This is a genomic window from Nocardia sp. NBC_01377 (assembly GCF_045040005.1).
In the GTDB taxonomy this organism is placed as follows: domain Bacteria; phylum Actinomycetota; class Actinomycetes; order Mycobacteriales; family Mycobacteriaceae; genus Nocardia; species Nocardia noduli.
Genome location: NZ_CP109566.1, coordinates 4576093 through 4591050, shown reverse-complemented (window position 1 = coordinate 4591050; position 14958 = coordinate 4576093). Strand labels below are relative to the sequence as shown.

Genomic DNA, 14958 nt, shown 5'->3' with positions numbered 1-14958 from the left:
TCCGCGCCGGTTCGGTGCGCTGATCGCTTGGGCGAGAGCATTTCCCGGGATATCCGTGCCGCATGCCGCGAACACCCCTCGGATCGGCCGCCCGTCCGGAAATATCGCCCGCCGTGTTATTCGCGGCGAAGTGGGGGCATTACGGGCCGTGAAGAAATGAGGAGCCATGAGCATATTCCGCAATACCAGATATCGACGACGTGATCGGGTCACCACCGGGGGCCGCCGCCGGTGGCGCACCGGCGGCGGGTACCGGGGCAGGCGCGCCTCCGACTACCGCAGGAGCAGGTCCACGGGTTCGGCGGGGATCGAGACCGCGGCGCGGTTCGGATTCCTCGCACGCGGTGTCGCCTACATCGTGATCGGCATTCTCGGTTTCATGTTGGCCATCGGCACCGCCGAGCACGAGCCGGACGCGGGCGGCGCGCTGGCGGCGATCGCGAGCAAACCGCTGGGCTACCTGCTGCTGTGGGTGCTCGTCTTCGGCTTCGCGGCCCTGACCGTGTGGCGGATCGCGCAGGTGGCGACCGCGCGCCGGACCTATTCCGGTGGGCATCGGCTCTACGCCGTCGTCTCCGGAACCATCTACGCCCTCGCCTTTCTCGCCACCCTGCGCTTCGTGGTGCACGGCAGGTACCCCACCCCCACCGACGCCGCCGCCCGCGATCTGACCGGCCGCATCCTGAGCTGGGACGGTGGGCAGGTCGTCGTGCTGCTCATCGGTCTTGCCGTGCTGGCCTTCGGGATCTGGCAGACGATCCGCGGCCTGCGCCTCGAGTTCGTCGACGATCTGCGCATGGGCTGGATGACGCACGGTTCGCGCGAAGCGGTGATCTGGCTGGGCAGGCTCGGCTATCTCGCCCGGGGCGCGATCGTGATCGGCATCGGGCTGGCCGCCATCGTGGCGGGCGCGAACTACGACCCGGCCGAGGCCAAGGGGGTCGACGCGGTCCTGCGTGATTTCGCGGACGAACCCTTCGGCCCGTGGCTTCTCATCCTGGTCTCGGTCGGACTGATGGCCTTCGGTGTGCTGTCGTTCCTCGAAGCCAAACATCGCAGGACCTACGGCGGCGTTCCGGTGTGACGCGGCTCCTCCGACAGTGAACCGGAGGGCATGCGAATTCATCGGTCCGATCGAAAAGGGTGACCCGCACGGGTGCGGGTCACCCTTTTCGCGCGCCGTGAAAACCCGCGTCCGGCGCGTGGACCATGATCGGGTTACCGCTTATCGGTCGTGGTAAGGGGTATGTAGTGGACAGATCGGGCGACTCCGCTCGAGCGCCGAGGGCAAAGGCCGGACAACAGCTATGCGTCGTGTGTCGATTCTTCGATCATTCGCCACGGTCGTCACCGCGATCGTTCTCATCGTGATCCTCGCGGCCTGCGCGACGGATTCGCCGAGCGGGCAGGCGGACCGGCAGGACAAGGCCGCCGCCCTGTCGGTCATCACCCTGCACATACCCCGTGATCTCTGGGAGCAGACCAGTACCGGCGCGGGACACAAGCCCATCGAGAATCCCCAGCGCCTGACCGACGAGCCGAACGGAATGGCGGCCGTCGAATTGACCGGCGCGCAATTGGTCGAATATCTCCAGATGCTCGATTTCAACGCGCACGGCGGTTTCATGGCGCAGGACAAGGAACTGGCCGCCACCGTCTACGACACGCTGGCCTCGGCCCTGGACGGGATGCGGGCGCCGCCCGCGCCCGGCGTGCCAGCCCCGGAAGTCACGATCGACGCCGCCGCGGTGCCGAAGGACCCGGCGCCGCCGAAGTAGAGGGGGCTTGCGATGTCGTTGTTTTCGATCGGCCGCATCCGGGGTAGGCCCGGTACTGAGCGGTGGTCGGTCGATACCGCGACAGGCGTCGTGAGGAGGAATCTCACCATGCGTGACATCGTTTCCCGGCAGTCGGCAGCGACGACGACGGACCGGCGGCGCGCCGCCGAACGCTTGGCGGTGACGCTGAGCGTGCCCGGCTACCGCGATTTCACCGTCGGGGTCAGCGCAGTCCTCGCGCCGACCGTGCACGGCGAATATCTCATCGAGCCCGGTCACGAACCCTGCGCCATCGCGCTCGAGCACGGCGCGCTGACCCTGCGCGCCGACGACCGGACGTGGCTGGCCGCCGTGCACACCGGGTCGCTGTCGGCCCAGGACGACGAACTGCGGATCACCGCCGACCGCATCGAATTCGCCGATCGCATCGACGTCGAGCGGGCCCGCTGGGCCCAGGCCGACGCCGCCGAACGCCTACGGCACGATCACGGTGACGCGGACGCGCACGCGGCACTGCGCCGGGCGAACCTGCGGCTGGCCGTAGCGGCCAGGGTGTGTGGGTAGGCCCGCACCGTGCGCGGTCAGGACGCCTCGTGCCTGATGCCCTCGCTTGCGGCGAAACTCGATTCCTCCGGGCTGACCAGCCCGCGCCGGGTCAACGGCCGTGGCACCACGGTATTGGTCAGATAGGTCAGCGTGATCGCCCAGCGATTGACTCCGCGCGGCACCGCGTAGGTGTGGTAAGCCCTGGTCACCGCCTTGGCGGCCAGGCCGGACAGGCGAATGCCGAGCGGGTTGGCGACCGCGAATCCCGGGCCGAGATCGACGACGAGTCCCCTGTCCCGATGTTTGTACGGTTTCGACCTGCCGAACCCGAGCCCGGCGGCGAGATTGCGCGCCAAGGCTTTGCCCTGGCGGATCGCGTGCTGGGCGGTCGGCGGCGTGATCGCCTTCCCGTTCTCGGTCAGATCGGGCACCGCTGCGGCATCGCCGCCGGCGAACACCTCGGGGAAGCCGGGAATCCGCAGGTCCGCGTCCACCACGAGACGTCCGCGTTCCAGCGGTAGGCCGAGGGAACTCAGCAGCGGCGCTCCGGTCACCCCGGTCACCCAGGCGACGGTATGGGTCGCCACCTTCGTGCCGTCGGTGAGCATCACGTGATCGGCGGAGACCGACCGCAGCGAGGTCTGCAACCGGATCTCGATACCGCGGGCGCGCAGCACCTCGAGCACCTTGTCGCCGAGTCGCGTGCCCACTTCCGGCATCACTCGTTCCGCGGTGTCCAACAGCAGGAAGCGCACCTGCGCGCGTTCGAGACCGCGTCGATCGGCGTAGGCGTCGGCAAGGGCGCGCAACTGGGCGATCAATTCGGTGCCCGCGTAGGAGGCGCCGACCACCACGACCGTGCGGCGTGCCTGTCGCACCTGCGGATCGTCGTCGTGTTCGGCCGCCTCCAGTTGATGCAGCAGCTGCTCGCGCAGGTAGAGGGCCTCGGCGACGGTTTTCAGGCCGCGGGCGTGTTCGTGCAGACCCGGCACGTCGAAAAGCCGGGTCACCGAACCGGGGGTGAGGACGAGCCGGTCCCAGCCGATCTCGCGCGGCGGGTGGTGTTCGCCGCGCACGGTGATCGTGCGGGCCGAGCAGATCCACCGATTCCACCTCGGCCACCACCAGCCTGACCTTCGGCAGCGCGTCGGCCAGCGGCACCGTGACGAACCTGGGGTCGATCAGACCGCCCGCCACATCGGGCAGCAGCGGGGTGTAGAGCATGTAGTCGTGCGGGTCGACCAGCACGATCTCGATATCCCGTCCGGCGTGGGCGAGCGTCTTGCACAGCCGTCGCGCGCAGGTGAAACCGGCGAAGCCACCGCCGACGATCACCACCCGTACGGCCTGTCCGGTTGCGTCCTCCGTCACCGTCGTCTCCCATCGGTCGTTTGGGACGCGATTCCCGGCTCACCGGATGTGAAACAGACGCGATGAACGACACAAGCCCGGAGACGGGCGACTACCGGTCGTGCTCGTCGGCGACCTTCGTGATCTTCTGCTCGGCCGCGTCCGCCTCGCGCTTCTCGTTCGCGTACAGCAGGCCGAAGGTGAAACCGTTCTCGTCCTGTGCGGTGCCCGCGACAGTCGCGGTGCGCCACAGGAATTCGGCCGAGACCACGCCGTCGTTGTGATCGCCGAGCACCCGCTGCACCTTCTTGTAGTACGCGACATTCGCCTTCGCGCGTTCGGCCCGGCGGACCGGGCCGTGGAGTTCGGCAGCGTAGCGGGCCCGCTTCGCGGCCTTACGCGCGCGATGCAGCGATTCGTCGCGCTGATCGTCGATCGCGCTCGCCAGGCGTTTGTCGGCTTTGCGCGCGGCCCTGTGCGCTCGCCGCACGAGATCGCGGCCGCGGATGTGGTCGGCGAACGGCGGATTCGACTTCCACGCGTGCAGCGTGGCGAGCAGGTCCAGATAGCGTCGCGAGTTCATGGCCTCGGCGAGTTCGTCACGCCGCACGACCTGTCTGCCGAGCAGTTCGGATTCGATCCGCGCCGCCACCGGACCGAGCACCAGTTCGGGTTCCAGTGCCGCGACCTTGCCGCCGAGGCGACGTCGCTGCACCTGGCAGTCGCGCACCTCGCCGAGCAGGCCCGCGTACCACTTCACCTCGTCCTGGACCGCGCCGATCGCGGTGTCGTCGAGCAGGTCGCCGAAAACGCGCAGGGTACTGCGCAGCCGCCGACATGCCACGCGGGTGTCGTGGATCGGGTCGCGTCCCCGGCGCAATTCGATATCGCCCGCGATGATCAGGTCGATCTGGGCGGTCAGATAGTCGCCGATCGCGCGTTCGGCGGTCGACTCGCCGCCCGGCCTGCCCGAACGACCGGGCAGCACCCGCGACAACTTCGACGGATACTCCGAGGCGCGGGCCCCCGCCCGCGCGAGCGTGTCGACCAGCGCCGCCGGAACCCGCTCGGTCCGCGGCCCCAATTCGATCTCGACCTCGCGCCAGGCGAAGCTGTCCGCCGAACCGTCGGACGGTGTCGCCTCCACCGTGTCGTCGGCGACTTCGGCGATCAGCTCACCGTTCGCGTCGAGCACGCGATGACGGTCGCGCAGCGTGTAGATGGTCGTCACCGCGTGCAGCGGCTTCCCCAGACTCACGCCGCGGACGACATCACCGAGTTCGCTCGGCAAATCCTCCGAGACCGCCGCGCCCAACTCGACCCGTCCGCGCGCATGCGGGATCTCGAGTTGCCATCCCGACTCGTCGTCGCCTTCGCGCCGCCGCAATGTCACATTGTCGGCGAGCAGATCGAGCTCATCGGTGTCGTAATAGGTACTCGTGAGCTGGACGGACGTCTTCTCGACCCGGCCCTTCGGGACGAGCTCCTCCAGCGTGGGGAGGGCGAAGTCGCGATCGACCTCCCATTTGCTCTCACGCTCCAAGTCTTCCTTCATCCATACGGCCTTCCCCGAACGGGGCGACCGAAACGGGCACGACCTCCGATATCAACGGATATCAGCCGACGTCGGACAGGTACTGGTTGTAGAAGAGTCCGAGTCCGAGGGCCGCCGAAATTCCGGAGAGAAGCCAGAAGCGGATGATGACCGTGGATTCCTTCCAGCCGCTCAGTTCGAAATGGTGGTGGAACGGCGCCATCTTGAACACTCGATTGCCGGTGGTGCGGTACATCGCGATCTGGATCATCACCGACATGATCTCGGCGACGAACAGCGCGCCGACCAGGGTGGTCAGCAGTTCGGTGCGGGTGGTGATCGACAGGCCGGCGAGCAATCCGCCCAGGGCCAGCGATCCGGTGTCGCCCATGAAGATTTTCGCGGGCGCGGCATTCCACCACAGGAAACCCGCGCACGCGGCCGCGCCCGCGGCACAGACGACACCGAGGTCGAGCGGGTCGCGCACGGTGTAGCAGCCGACGTCGGGGGTGCGCGAGCACGCGTTGGTGTACTGCCAGAACGTGATGATCATGTACGCGCCGAGGGTCATTCCCATGGAACCCGCCGCCAGCCCGTCCAGCCCGTCGGTGATATTGACCGCGTTGGACCACGCGACCACGAGGAAACAGACCAGGATCAGGAACAGCGACGGCGGAAGTAGCACCGTCGCGATGTCGCGGACATCGGACAGATGCCTGCTCGCCGGTGTCGCGCCGGTGGCGTCCGGAAAGCGCAGTGCGAGCACACCGAAGATCACGGCCGCGGAGATCTGTCCGACGTATTTGCCGGTCGCGGTCAATCCCAGATTGCGTTGCCTGCGCAATTTGATGAAATCGTCGAGGAATCCGACGAATCCCAGTGCCGTGGCCAAACTCAGCACCAATAATCCCGACGCCGAGGGTCCGGTGGATTCACCGCCCATCTCGATGAGATGCGATCCCAGATATCCGACCCAGATCCCGATGACGATCGCGATACCGCCCATCGTCGGCGTACCGCGTTTGCCCTGGTGGCTCTGCGGGCCCTCGACCCGGATCTCCTGCCCCAGCGCGCGCCGCGCGAATATCTGGATCAGCAACGGCGTCAACGTGATCGATACCGCGAGCGCGATCAACGCCGAGAACAAGATCTGCCTCATCCACACCCTCACTACCGCCGAATACTCGGCCGCGACCCCTCGGATCGACCGCCCGTCAGACCATAACCAGCCGACGGGTTTCCGGCACGTCCTGCGCGAGATCGCCCGAACTCCGCGCCCCCGACCAGCGGGCTACCCGCTGGTCGGACGAACCGCGCAGGTCGTCGCGCCGAGGCAGGTGCATGCCGTGACGATCCAGACCGGCGTGGCAGGAAGCGTTGTCACCGAGCTGAATCGGTGGGGGAGTGAGTACATCGCCGGGTTGTCCGCCCGGGCGGAGACCGTAGGGTCGGGGCGTGGTGCAGGAGTGTCGTGAGTGGGCGGGTCCGTTGCGGGTGGGGACGCGAACGCAAGCCTACGAGCGGTTGGTCGGACTGAAAGAAGCGTTGACGCCGGTGCTCGCGGGGTATCCGTCGGCGCGGTTCCTGGCGCGCGCGTACTTCGAGACCGAGTCGATGGAGAACGATCTGCTCGTGCCCGCGGTGTTGCTGGCGGTCGCCGGTGCGCTTCCTGTGCTCTGGCTCAATGTGACCTACGAGGATGAGGAAGTTCCCGCGGACGCGCTGGTCGAGGTGGAGCGGCTGTTCGAGTTGCGATTGCTGGGGGAGTTCCGCCGGATCGAATGAAAGCCACCCCCGAGGGGCGAATCAGCGTGCGGGTGTGTAGCGGATACCCCAGGTTCGTTCGGTCGACTCGCCCGGTGACAGCCAGTGCAGGCCGCGGCCGGAGTTGAGTGCGTCCGGCGGTGCCGACATCGGTTCGATCGCCACGGCGAGGCCGATACCGTCGGGGCGCGGGAAGTTGCGCGGGGTGAACACCTGGAGGTGACCCCATCGGTCGCCCTGTATCAGGTCGACGGTGGCACCGTCGGGCGCGGTGAGCCGGGCCGCGACACCCTCGCGGGGGACGACGTCGCCGAAGGCGGTGTCGAGATCGAGATCCCCGACCCGTACGCCCGCGCGCAGATCGCTGCCGGTTCCGTCCACGGGATGCTCGCCGACCGGGTTCTTGCGGTCGTCGGCCTCGAACCAGGTGCCCGCGTGCGCGGTGAGCACGAGATCGTCGATCGGGGTATCGCCCACACGCAGGTACGGGTGCGCGCCGACGGACCACGGCGCGGGGCGATCACCGTGGTTGACCACGCCGTGGGTCACGGTGAGTCCGTCGGGGCGCAGTCTGTACCGGACCCGGGTGTCCAAGAGGAACGGCCACCCGTGTTGCGGCGGGATCAGCGCGCCCAGGGTGACGGCGTCCGTGGAACGGTCGAGCACCGTGTACTCGGTATTGCGCAGCAGACCGTGGATCGCGTTGGCGCGGGCCGGTTCGGTGATGTCGAGTCGCTGTTCGACGCCGTCCAGGGTCCAGCGGGCGTCGCGCACCCGGTTCGCCCACGGCACCAGGACGATGCCGCAACCCAGCGGCGGTGGTGCGTCCGCCGACACGGGTTCGGTTACCGCGACACCGGCGACGGTCAGCGAGCGCAGCACCGCGGCGACCGTTCCGATCTCGGCGCGGGCGCCGTGCGCCTCGAGCAGGATCGTTCGACCGGTGGCGGTGGGAACCGATTCGAGCACATCGCGAGCCTACGGTGCCCATCGGTGGTTATCGTGGGGCGGTGTCCTCCGGAATCGTCAAGCGCGCGGCGAAGCTCGCCGACGGCCGCGACCTCTTCTACTACGACGACGCGGATACCGTGCTCGGCCCGCGGCGCCGGATCGACGCGAGGCGGCCGGACCCGCGTCCCGGCACCGCGGTGATGCGTCAGGACGTGCTCACCGGGGAGTGGGTCTCCATCGCCGCGGCCAGGCAGAACCGGGTCGTCCTCCCGCCCTCGGAGCGCGACCCGCTCGCGCCGCAGACGCCGGAGAATCCGTCGGAGGTGCCCGATATCTACGATGTCGCGGTCTTCGAGAACCGCTCACCGTCCTTCGGTCCGGCGCTGGCGTCGCAGGTCACCGGCGAGCCGCCCGCCCCGTCCGGGCTCGATGACACGACCGCGCTCGGCCTCGGCCGGGAGCGGAGGGCGGTGGGGCGGTGCGAGGTGGTGTGTTTCAGCCCGGCGCAGCACGGTTCGTTCGGCACGCTCGGTACGAGTCGCGCGCGCACGGTGATAGAGGTGTGGGCCGACCGCACCGGGGAGTTGTCGGCGTTGCCCGGCGTCGAGCAGGTGTTTCCGTTCGAGAACCGCGGTGAGGCGATCGGGGTGACGCTGCATCATCCGCACGGCCAGATCTACGCCTACCCCTATGTCACCCCGCGCACCGCGCGCCTGCTCGACGCTGCCGCCCGGCTCGGCCCCGATCTGTTCGCGCGCATTCTGGACTTCGAGCGCGACGGCGGGCGGGTGGTGCTCGAGGGCGAGTACTGGACCGCGTTCGTGCCGTTCGCGGCCCGCTGGCCGATCGAGGTGCATATGCTGCCGCACCGTCACGTACCGGATTTCGCGGAAACCAGCGAGGCCGAGCGCGCCGAACTCGCGATCCTGCTCCCGCGTCTGTTGCGCGGGGTGGACGCGCTCTACGAGACACCGACCCCCTACATCGCGGCCTGGCATCAGGCGCCGGTGCGGGTCGGGCGGGATGCGTTGCGTCTGCATCTGCAACTGACCTCGCCGAGGCGCGGTGCGGACAAACTGAAATATCCGGCGGGTTCGGAGGCGGCGATGGGCGCGTGGGTCGGCGATATCCCGCCCGAGGTCGCGGCGGAGAGTATCCGGGCGGCGGTGACTTCGGCGTGAGCGTGCGCGAACTGTTCGGCACACTCACCGGCCGGGCCGCCGACGGGGTGTGGTCCGCTCCGGGCCGCGTCAACCTGATCGGTGAGCACACCGATTACAACGAGGGTTTCGTGCTGCCGTTCGCGATCGATCGGCGCACGGTGGTCGCGGCGGGTCGGCGCGCCGACGGTCTGGTGCGGGTGGCGAGTACCTTCGCCGCGGAACCGGTGCAGATCGAGCTGACGGACCTGGCGCGCGTGCACGCGGCGGGTCGGTTGCGCGACTGGGCGGCCTACCCGCTGGGGGTCGCGTGGGCACTGGGTGAATTCGGCGTCGATCTGTCCGGGGTGCCGGGTGTGGATCTCGTCATCGATTCCACCGTGCCGGTGGGCGCGGGCCTGTCCTCGTCGGCGGCGATCGAGAGCGCGGTGGCGCTGGCCCTGGCGCAACTGTGGGGTCTGGACTTTTCCCGGGAGACGCTGGCGCGGGTGGGGCAGCGGGCGGAGAACGACGTGGTCGGCGCGCCGACAGGCATCATGGACCAGTCCGCTTCGCTGCTCGGCAGTGCCGATGCCGCGGTCTTCCTGGACTGCCGTTCCCTGGCGGCCGAGGTCGTGCCCCTCGGTTTCGCGGAGGCGGACCTGGTGGTGTTGGTGATCGATACCGGGGTTCGGCACGCGCACGCGACCGGCGGCTACCGGGACCGGCGGGCCGCCTGCGAGGCGGGTGCCGCCGCGCTCGGGGTGCCCGCGTTGCGTGATGTGGGAATCGATGACCTGAGCGGAGCGCAAGATCTGCTGGACGAGACGACGTTTCGGCGCGTGCGCCACGTCGTCACCGAGAATCAGCGAGTACTCGACACCGTGCGCACCCTGCGCGCCGACGGCCCGGCCGCGATCGGCGCGCTCCTGGACGCCTCGCACGTGTCGATGCGCGACGATTTCGAGATCTCGGTGCGGGAACTGGATGTCGCGGTGGAAGCCGCCACGTCGGCCGGGGCGATCGGGGCGCGGATGACCGGGGGCGGATTCGGAGGCGCCGCGATCGCGCTCGCCCCGGTCGATGCCGTGCCCGCGATCTCGGAGGCCGTCGAAAAGGCCTTCGCGACAAGAGGTCTGGCTATACCCGCCCGGTTCACCGTGACCCCGTCCGAAGGCGCGCGCCGCGACGGCTGAGGACGAAACCCGCGATCGTCACGCGAGACGCGTACGCGGCCGCCGATCTACCAGGTGCTCACCCCGGGCCTGTGGGCGCAGATCACCGGCGCGGGTCGACGGCGACGCCTGCACGCCGAGATCGGTCGCGACCCACACCCGAGGTTCGGGCGCTGTCGGTGACGCCGGTGATCACCGTTTCCGGCGCAGCACGATCCACGTGAGCACGGCCGCCGATCCTGCGGCGACCGCGGCGATCGGCACGCGGTTCCTGCGTGCGGAATCCTCCACGTGCTTGCCGAGGGCGTCGAGCGGGTCCCGCACCGAGTCCTTCGAGAGCTCCTGATCGAATATCTCCGCGCCGACCAGATGCGGGAACCGCGTCACCGTGTCGTCGAGGGAATCCGATGCGGGACCGGGCCGATCGTCCGATTCGCCGGGCATGTGATGTGCCATGGACCGTCACCTCCTCTGTCGCGCCTACCCGCTGGGTTCGGCGGCAAACGGGGTGGACGAATCGGCCGGATCGGCTGGTTCCCCGTCGAGTGCCCGCTACGGGTAGTCGGTTTCGGTGTATCCGAGCTCGGTCGGAGGTCTCGTGGGCGCCGTCGAGGGGTTTTCCTCGGCGGCGGGGTTGTCCGCCCACATCGCGATGGCGGCCGCCGCGCGGGAGACCTCATCGATCCGCGTCACGCCCCGGGGGGTCGGGGCCGACGGGACGCCCTGTGCCGCACGCTTGGGGAGCGTAGGTCGTTGCCCGGACTCGTACGGCTGGTTGTCTTCAGGGCCTTGGATGTATTGCATGGGCGCGACCTCGGTGTTCGGTGTGTGTCAAGGATGACGACCGGGTGTCGCACCAGGCCTGAGCCGGTCCGACACGCTCGCTCGCATCCGTGGTGTGCCCCGCCACTCGGGTGGGAAAACATTCCGAGACCGGACGGCAACAAGCGGGTGTCGGTGACTACATATCACACTCTGTTCAGTCGAGCGCGGCACGGAGTTTCGCGGCGAAGTGGTAATCGCGCTGCCAGTCGGGACCGGTCGGGGCGAGGATCACCCGTTCGATGCCGAGCGCGGCGTAATCGTGCAGGAATCCGGCGGCGGCCGTGAGGTCGGTGGGCAGGGTGGGAGCGACCACGGTGACCGTAGGTGTCGGCCTCTCGTACTTCTCCGCGAGCTCGCGGAGCTCGGCGATATCGGCGGGGATCTGTTCGCGCGCCGGATTCAGGACGATCCAGCCCTCGGCGTAGGCGGCGGCACGGCGACGGGCGCGAACACCATTGCCCGCCACCAGGATCGGGGGCACCTGCGCGCCGGGCGTCAGCGTGATCTCCAAGCCGTCGGACAGCGTCGTCGGCGCGCCCGACACCAGACCGGGAAGGACGGCGAGCGCCTCGTCGGTGCGCTTGCCGCGCTGCTCGAACGGCATATCCGCCGCCCGCCACCCGATATCGCCGTGCGCGGGATTACCGGTCCCGACGCCGAGGAGCAGTCGGTTTCCGGACACGTACTGGAGGGTGGCGATCTGTTTGGCCGCCCAGGCGACCGGCCGCAGCGCGAGCAACATGACATTGAATCCGATCCCGATCCGATCGGTGACCGCGGCGGCGGTGGCGAGGGTGACCGTACTGTCCAGCATCGGCGCGCTCGCGATGAGATGGTCTGTGGACCAGACGGATTCGAGCCCGACCTGTTCGGCCAGCCTGGCGCTCGCCCGCACGTCACCCAGGATCGGATGTGCGGGGTCGGGCGTGGACGTGGGCAGAATGACGCCGAGTTCCATGATTCCTCCGGTGCGTTGTCGCGATCGAACCACCGACAACGCTATGAGTCGACCGTGAGCATTCCAATGCTCCGAATACTCCACTGCATATTCGCAACGCTCACCCTCGCCTGGTGTTCGCCGGTGACGGATCCGGCCGCGTGGTCGGGCCGGGGAAAGGCGCGCGTGGGGTATTGCTATGGCGATATGTAGTACATATACTACAAACCATCATATGTCGATGATGGGAGGGCTCATGAGGTCGACCGACGGGGTGGTGCTCGATGTCGAGGATCTGCGGATGCGATACGACACCGCGGATGTTCTGCACGGTGTGGGGTTCCGGGCGAATCGGGGGGAGGTGCTGGTGATGCTCGGTCCCAACGGGGCGGGCAAGACCACCACGCTCGAGATCCTGGAGGGGTTTCGTAAGCGTTCGGCGGGGCGGGTCAGCGTGCTCGGGGTCGATCCCGAGCACGGTGACGAGCGTTGGCGTGCGCGAATCGGGGTGGTGTTGCAGTCGTGGCGTGATCACGCCAGGTGGCGGGTGCGCGAGTTGCTCGGCCACCTCGGCGCGCTGTATCTCCCCTATCGCGGCGAGGGCGTCCGCCCGCCCTGGGGCAGTGACGAACTCATCGATCTCGTCGGGCTCACCGATCAGGGCGATGCCAGGATCGCCACTCTGTCCGGTGGGCAACGCCGCAGGCTGGATGTGGCGATCGGGCTGCTCGGCCGCCCGGAATTGTTGTTCATGGACGAACCCACCGCGGGTTTCGATCCCGCCGCACGCCGCGACTTCCACGATCTGGTGCATCGGTTGGCCGATCTGGAGGAGACGACGGTGCTGATGACGACCCACGACCTCGACGAGGCGGAGAAGCTGGCCGACCGGATCCTGATCCTGGCCGGTGGTCGGATCATCGCCGAAGGTTCGGCGGCGGAGTTGACCCGCACGGTGGCGGGCGAAGCCGAAGTGCGGTGGACCCTCGATGATCAGCATTTCGTCCACACCACCTCGGAGTCGACGAAATTCGTCCACGAACTGTTCGGCCAGCACGGTGCCGAGGTCCGGGAACTGGAGGTGCGCCGGGCGTCGCTGGAAGAGGTCTACATGACCCTGGTGCGTCGCCACGAATCGGGCGAGATCGACGGCGCCGTCCGCACTCTCGCGGAGGTCGGGCGATGAATCCCACCGTGACCGCGTTCCGCGTCGGCTTGGCGCGTGGACGTATCGAATTGCGGCAACTGTTCACCTCCGCCCCCGACCTGATCGGGCAATTCCTCACGCCCGCCATCACGCTCGCGGTGCTGTACCTGATCCGTGACCGCGACTACGCCGACACCGGCATGTCGATCGCCGAACTCGCGCTGCCCGGGCTGATCGGCAGCATCGTCGCGTTCAACGGCCTGTTCGGCATCACGAATGTGCTGGTACTCGATCGCGAGGACGGCACGTTGCTGCGGGCCAAGACCGTCCCGAAGGGCATGATCAGCTACTTCGTCGGCAAGATCGTGACGAGTGCGGGGTCGGTGTGCGCGCAGGTGGTCGTGGTGCTGGCCGTGGGCGCGGTGATCATCGGCGGTTCCGCTTTCGACGGTCCGGGGGCGTGGGCGGGCTTCGCCGGAATCGTGCTGCTCGGTCTGCTGGCGACCCTGCCCGCCGGTGCGATCCTGGGCGGCGTGCTCGAGGGGCCGCGTGCCACATTCCTGCTGACGATGCCGCTGATGGGTCTGGTCGCGATCTCGGGCATCTTCTATCCGCTGACGGCCCTGCCCGGATGGTTGCAGGGTCTGGCGCAGGTGTTCCCGATCTACTGGACCGGACTCGGCATGCGCTCGGTACTGCTGCCGTCCGAGGCGGTCTCCGTCGAGATCGGCGGTTCGTGGCGGCATCCGGAAATGGTCGGGGTGCTGGGCGGGTGGGCCTTGGTGGGGCTGGTGCTCGCGCCGATAGTGTTGGGACGCATGGCGCGACACGAGTCCGGATCGAGCATGGCCACGCGGCGTGACAAAGCGATGCAGCGTGCCTTCTGAGGTCATTCACAACCGTCTCGCGATGCTGCGCGCCGAGCGCGGCATCTCGCGACGGGAGTTGGCCGAGGCGCTGGGAGTCCACTATCAGACGGTGGGCTACCTCGAACGCGGCGAGTACAGCCCCAGTCTGCACCTGGCGTTACGGATCGCCGACTATTTCGAGGTCGCGGTCGAAGTGGTGTTCTCCACCGAGCCGTTCCCCCGTCTCGGATCGAGTGCCGACACCGCGTGAGCCTCGGTCGGCGGCCGCGGTGCGGAGTCGTCGGCCGTCGGCGTCGTCGGTCGGGATGTGGTGACGACGAGTTCGGCCAGGCCGGTCAGACGGAGTTGCCGTTCCAGTCGATCGGGCACGTGGATCAACCTCAGTGTGCCGCGACGATCGTGGGCGCCGTAGAGCAGGTCGAGCACGGCGTTGATGCCGGAGGGGTCGGCGTAGTCGACCGCGGACATGTCCAGGACCAGGTGACGATGCCCGCGCGCGAGCAGTGCGAGTCCGCGTTCGAGTAGCGCCGGTGCGGTGGCGAGGTCGATATCTCCGTCGACTTCCACCACGGCGATATCGCGTTCGGGTGAGGTATCGCCGTGGTGGGAGGTGTCGGCGGGCGGGCGGGGACGGTCCGGTGGCTTCTTCTTCGGTGTGACGCGAGGGCGAGATACGGTCCGTCGCGCGTGCAGGCCGGATGTCATCGCGGCCCCTCTCTCTTCGAACCACCCGGAGTGTCCCGTCGCGGGGACCGCTCCAAAACCGGGCAGTACTGTCCGGTTTTTCGAGTGTGGCCAACGACGGCGGCGCGGTCAAGAGGCCGACACCGATTGTCGGCACTACTGTATTGCTATCTGTAGGTTCTCCATAAGATGGTGGACAGTGACGTCGGAGCCGTCGCCCGCTCTGCCGTATGCCTCGTGGTCGTCGCGGTGGCAGCCG

General features: G+C 68.3%; 17 protein-coding genes and 1 pseudogene. 9 read left to right on the top strand and 9 right to left on the bottom strand.

Features of this window, described 5'->3' with window-relative positions:
- Positions 1 to 166: 166 nt before the first annotated feature.
- The 3 genes from OG225_RS21190 to OG225_RS21180 all read left to right on the top strand — a co-directional run bounded on the left by OG225_RS21190 (position 167) and on the right by OG225_RS21180 (position 2342).
- The gene (locus OG225_RS21190; protein WP_405176936.1) at positions 167 to 1084 is read left to right on the top strand and encodes a DUF1206 domain-containing protein; all 918 of its coding nucleotides are present in this window, start codon (positions 167 to 169) and stop codon (positions 1082 to 1084) included.
- A 223-nt stretch (positions 1085 to 1307) separates the two neighbouring features.
- A complete protein-coding gene (locus OG225_RS21185) occupies positions 1308 to 1778 on the top strand; it encodes a hypothetical protein (RefSeq protein WP_405176935.1) in 471 nt (156 codons plus the stop codon).
- 108 nt (positions 1779 to 1886) lie between these two features.
- Positions 1887 to 2342: a F0F1 ATP synthase subunit epsilon gene (locus tag OG225_RS21180; RefSeq protein ID WP_405176934.1), complete on the top strand. Its 456-nt coding sequence runs from the start codon at positions 1887 to 1889 to the stop codon at positions 2340 to 2342.
- A 17-nt stretch (positions 2343 to 2359) separates the two neighbouring features.
- Here the strand turns inward: OG225_RS21180 and OG225_RS21175 are convergent.
- The 4 genes and pseudogenes from OG225_RS21175 to OG225_RS21160 all read right to left on the bottom strand — a co-directional run bounded on the left by OG225_RS21175 (position 2360) and on the right by OG225_RS21160 (position 6551).
- Positions 2360 to 3695, bottom strand: a pseudogene (locus tag OG225_RS21175) (NAD(P)/FAD-dependent oxidoreductase).
- A 91-nt stretch (positions 3696 to 3786) separates the two neighbouring features.
- Positions 3787 to 5229, bottom strand: coding sequence for a CHAD domain-containing protein (locus tag OG225_RS21170; protein ID WP_405176933.1), 1443 nt, complete (start codon positions 5227 to 5229; stop codon positions 3787 to 3789).
- Positions 5230 to 5290: 61 nt separating this feature from the next.
- Positions 5291 to 6367: a phospho-N-acetylmuramoyl-pentapeptide-transferase gene (mraY, locus tag OG225_RS21165; RefSeq protein ID WP_405176932.1), complete on the bottom strand. Its 1077-nt coding sequence runs from the start codon at positions 6365 to 6367 to the stop codon at positions 5291 to 5293.
- A gap of 55 nt (positions 6368 to 6422) precedes the next feature.
- Complete coding sequence (locus OG225_RS21160) at positions 6423 to 6551, bottom strand: hypothetical protein (RefSeq protein WP_405176931.1); 129 nt, start codon at positions 6549 to 6551, stop codon at positions 6423 to 6425.
- 112 nt (positions 6552 to 6663) lie between these two features.
- On the opposite strand from OG225_RS21160, the gene OG225_RS21155 reads away from it, so the two are divergent.
- A complete protein-coding gene (locus tag OG225_RS21155) occupies positions 6664 to 6993 on the top strand; it encodes a hypothetical protein (RefSeq protein ID WP_405176930.1) in 330 nt (109 codons plus the stop codon).
- 21 nt (positions 6994 to 7014) lie between these two features.
- Here the strand turns inward: OG225_RS21155 and OG225_RS21150 are convergent, their stop codons facing one another.
- Positions 7015 to 7941: an aldose 1-epimerase family protein gene (locus tag OG225_RS21150; RefSeq protein ID WP_405176929.1), complete on the bottom strand. Its 927-nt coding sequence runs from the start codon at positions 7939 to 7941 to the stop codon at positions 7015 to 7017.
- A gap of 41 nt (positions 7942 to 7982) precedes the next feature.
- Between OG225_RS21150 and galT the strand changes: the two genes are divergently transcribed.
- Both galT and galK read left to right on the top strand, forming a co-directional pair.
- On the top strand, positions 7983 to 9104 hold the full coding sequence (gene galT, locus OG225_RS21145; RefSeq protein ID WP_405176928.1) for a galactose-1-phosphate uridylyltransferase: 1122 nt from the start codon (positions 7983 to 7985) through the stop codon (positions 9102 to 9104).
- The gene (gene galK, locus OG225_RS21140) at positions 9101 to 10258 is read left to right on the top strand and encodes a galactokinase (RefSeq protein ID WP_405176927.1); all 1158 of its coding nucleotides are present in this window, start codon (positions 9101 to 9103) and stop codon (positions 10256 to 10258) included. The genes galT and galK overlap by 4 nt, the downstream gene beginning before the upstream one ends.
- A 171-nt stretch (positions 10259 to 10429) precedes the next feature.
- On the opposite strand, the gene OG225_RS21135 is transcribed toward galK, so the two are convergent.
- From OG225_RS21135 to OG225_RS21125, 3 genes are all read right to left on the bottom strand, one after another.
- The gene (locus tag OG225_RS21135) at positions 10430 to 10693 is read right to left on the bottom strand and encodes a hypothetical protein (protein ID WP_405176926.1); all 264 of its coding nucleotides are present in this window, start codon (positions 10691 to 10693) and stop codon (positions 10430 to 10432) included.
- Between the two features lie 96 nt (positions 10694 to 10789).
- Positions 10790 to 10930, bottom strand: a complete 141-nt coding sequence (locus OG225_RS21130; RefSeq protein WP_405176925.1) for a hypothetical protein — start codon at positions 10928 to 10930, stop codon at positions 10790 to 10792.
- Between the two features lie 286 nt (positions 10931 to 11216).
- Positions 11217 to 12020: an LLM class flavin-dependent oxidoreductase gene (locus tag OG225_RS21125; RefSeq protein ID WP_405176924.1), complete on the bottom strand. Its 804-nt coding sequence runs from the start codon at positions 12018 to 12020 to the stop codon at positions 11217 to 11219.
- A 235-nt stretch (positions 12021 to 12255) separates the two neighbouring features.
- On the opposite strand from OG225_RS21125, the gene OG225_RS21120 reads away from it, so the two are divergent.
- From OG225_RS21120 to OG225_RS21110, 3 genes are read left to right on the top strand one after another with little or no spacing between them, the layout of a single operon-like run.
- Entirely contained in the window at positions 12256 to 13185 is a 930-nt protein-coding gene (locus OG225_RS21120) for an ABC transporter ATP-binding protein (RefSeq protein ID WP_405176923.1), read from the top strand.
- Entirely contained in the window at positions 13182 to 14033 is an 852-nt protein-coding gene (locus OG225_RS21115) for an ABC transporter permease (protein WP_405176922.1), read from the top strand. Before OG225_RS21120 ends, OG225_RS21115 begins: the two co-directional genes overlap by 4 nt.
- Entirely contained in the window at positions 14023 to 14265 is a 243-nt protein-coding gene (locus tag OG225_RS21110) for a helix-turn-helix transcriptional regulator (protein WP_405176921.1), read from the top strand. Before OG225_RS21115 ends, OG225_RS21110 begins: the two co-directional genes overlap by 11 nt.
- Here the strand turns inward: OG225_RS21110 and OG225_RS21105 are convergent.
- Positions 14187 to 14720, bottom strand: coding sequence for an STAS domain-containing protein (locus OG225_RS21105; RefSeq protein WP_405176920.1), 534 nt, complete (start codon positions 14718 to 14720; stop codon positions 14187 to 14189). The genes OG225_RS21110 and OG225_RS21105 overlap by 79 nt on opposite strands.
- Positions 14721 to 14958: the final 238 nt, after the last annotated feature.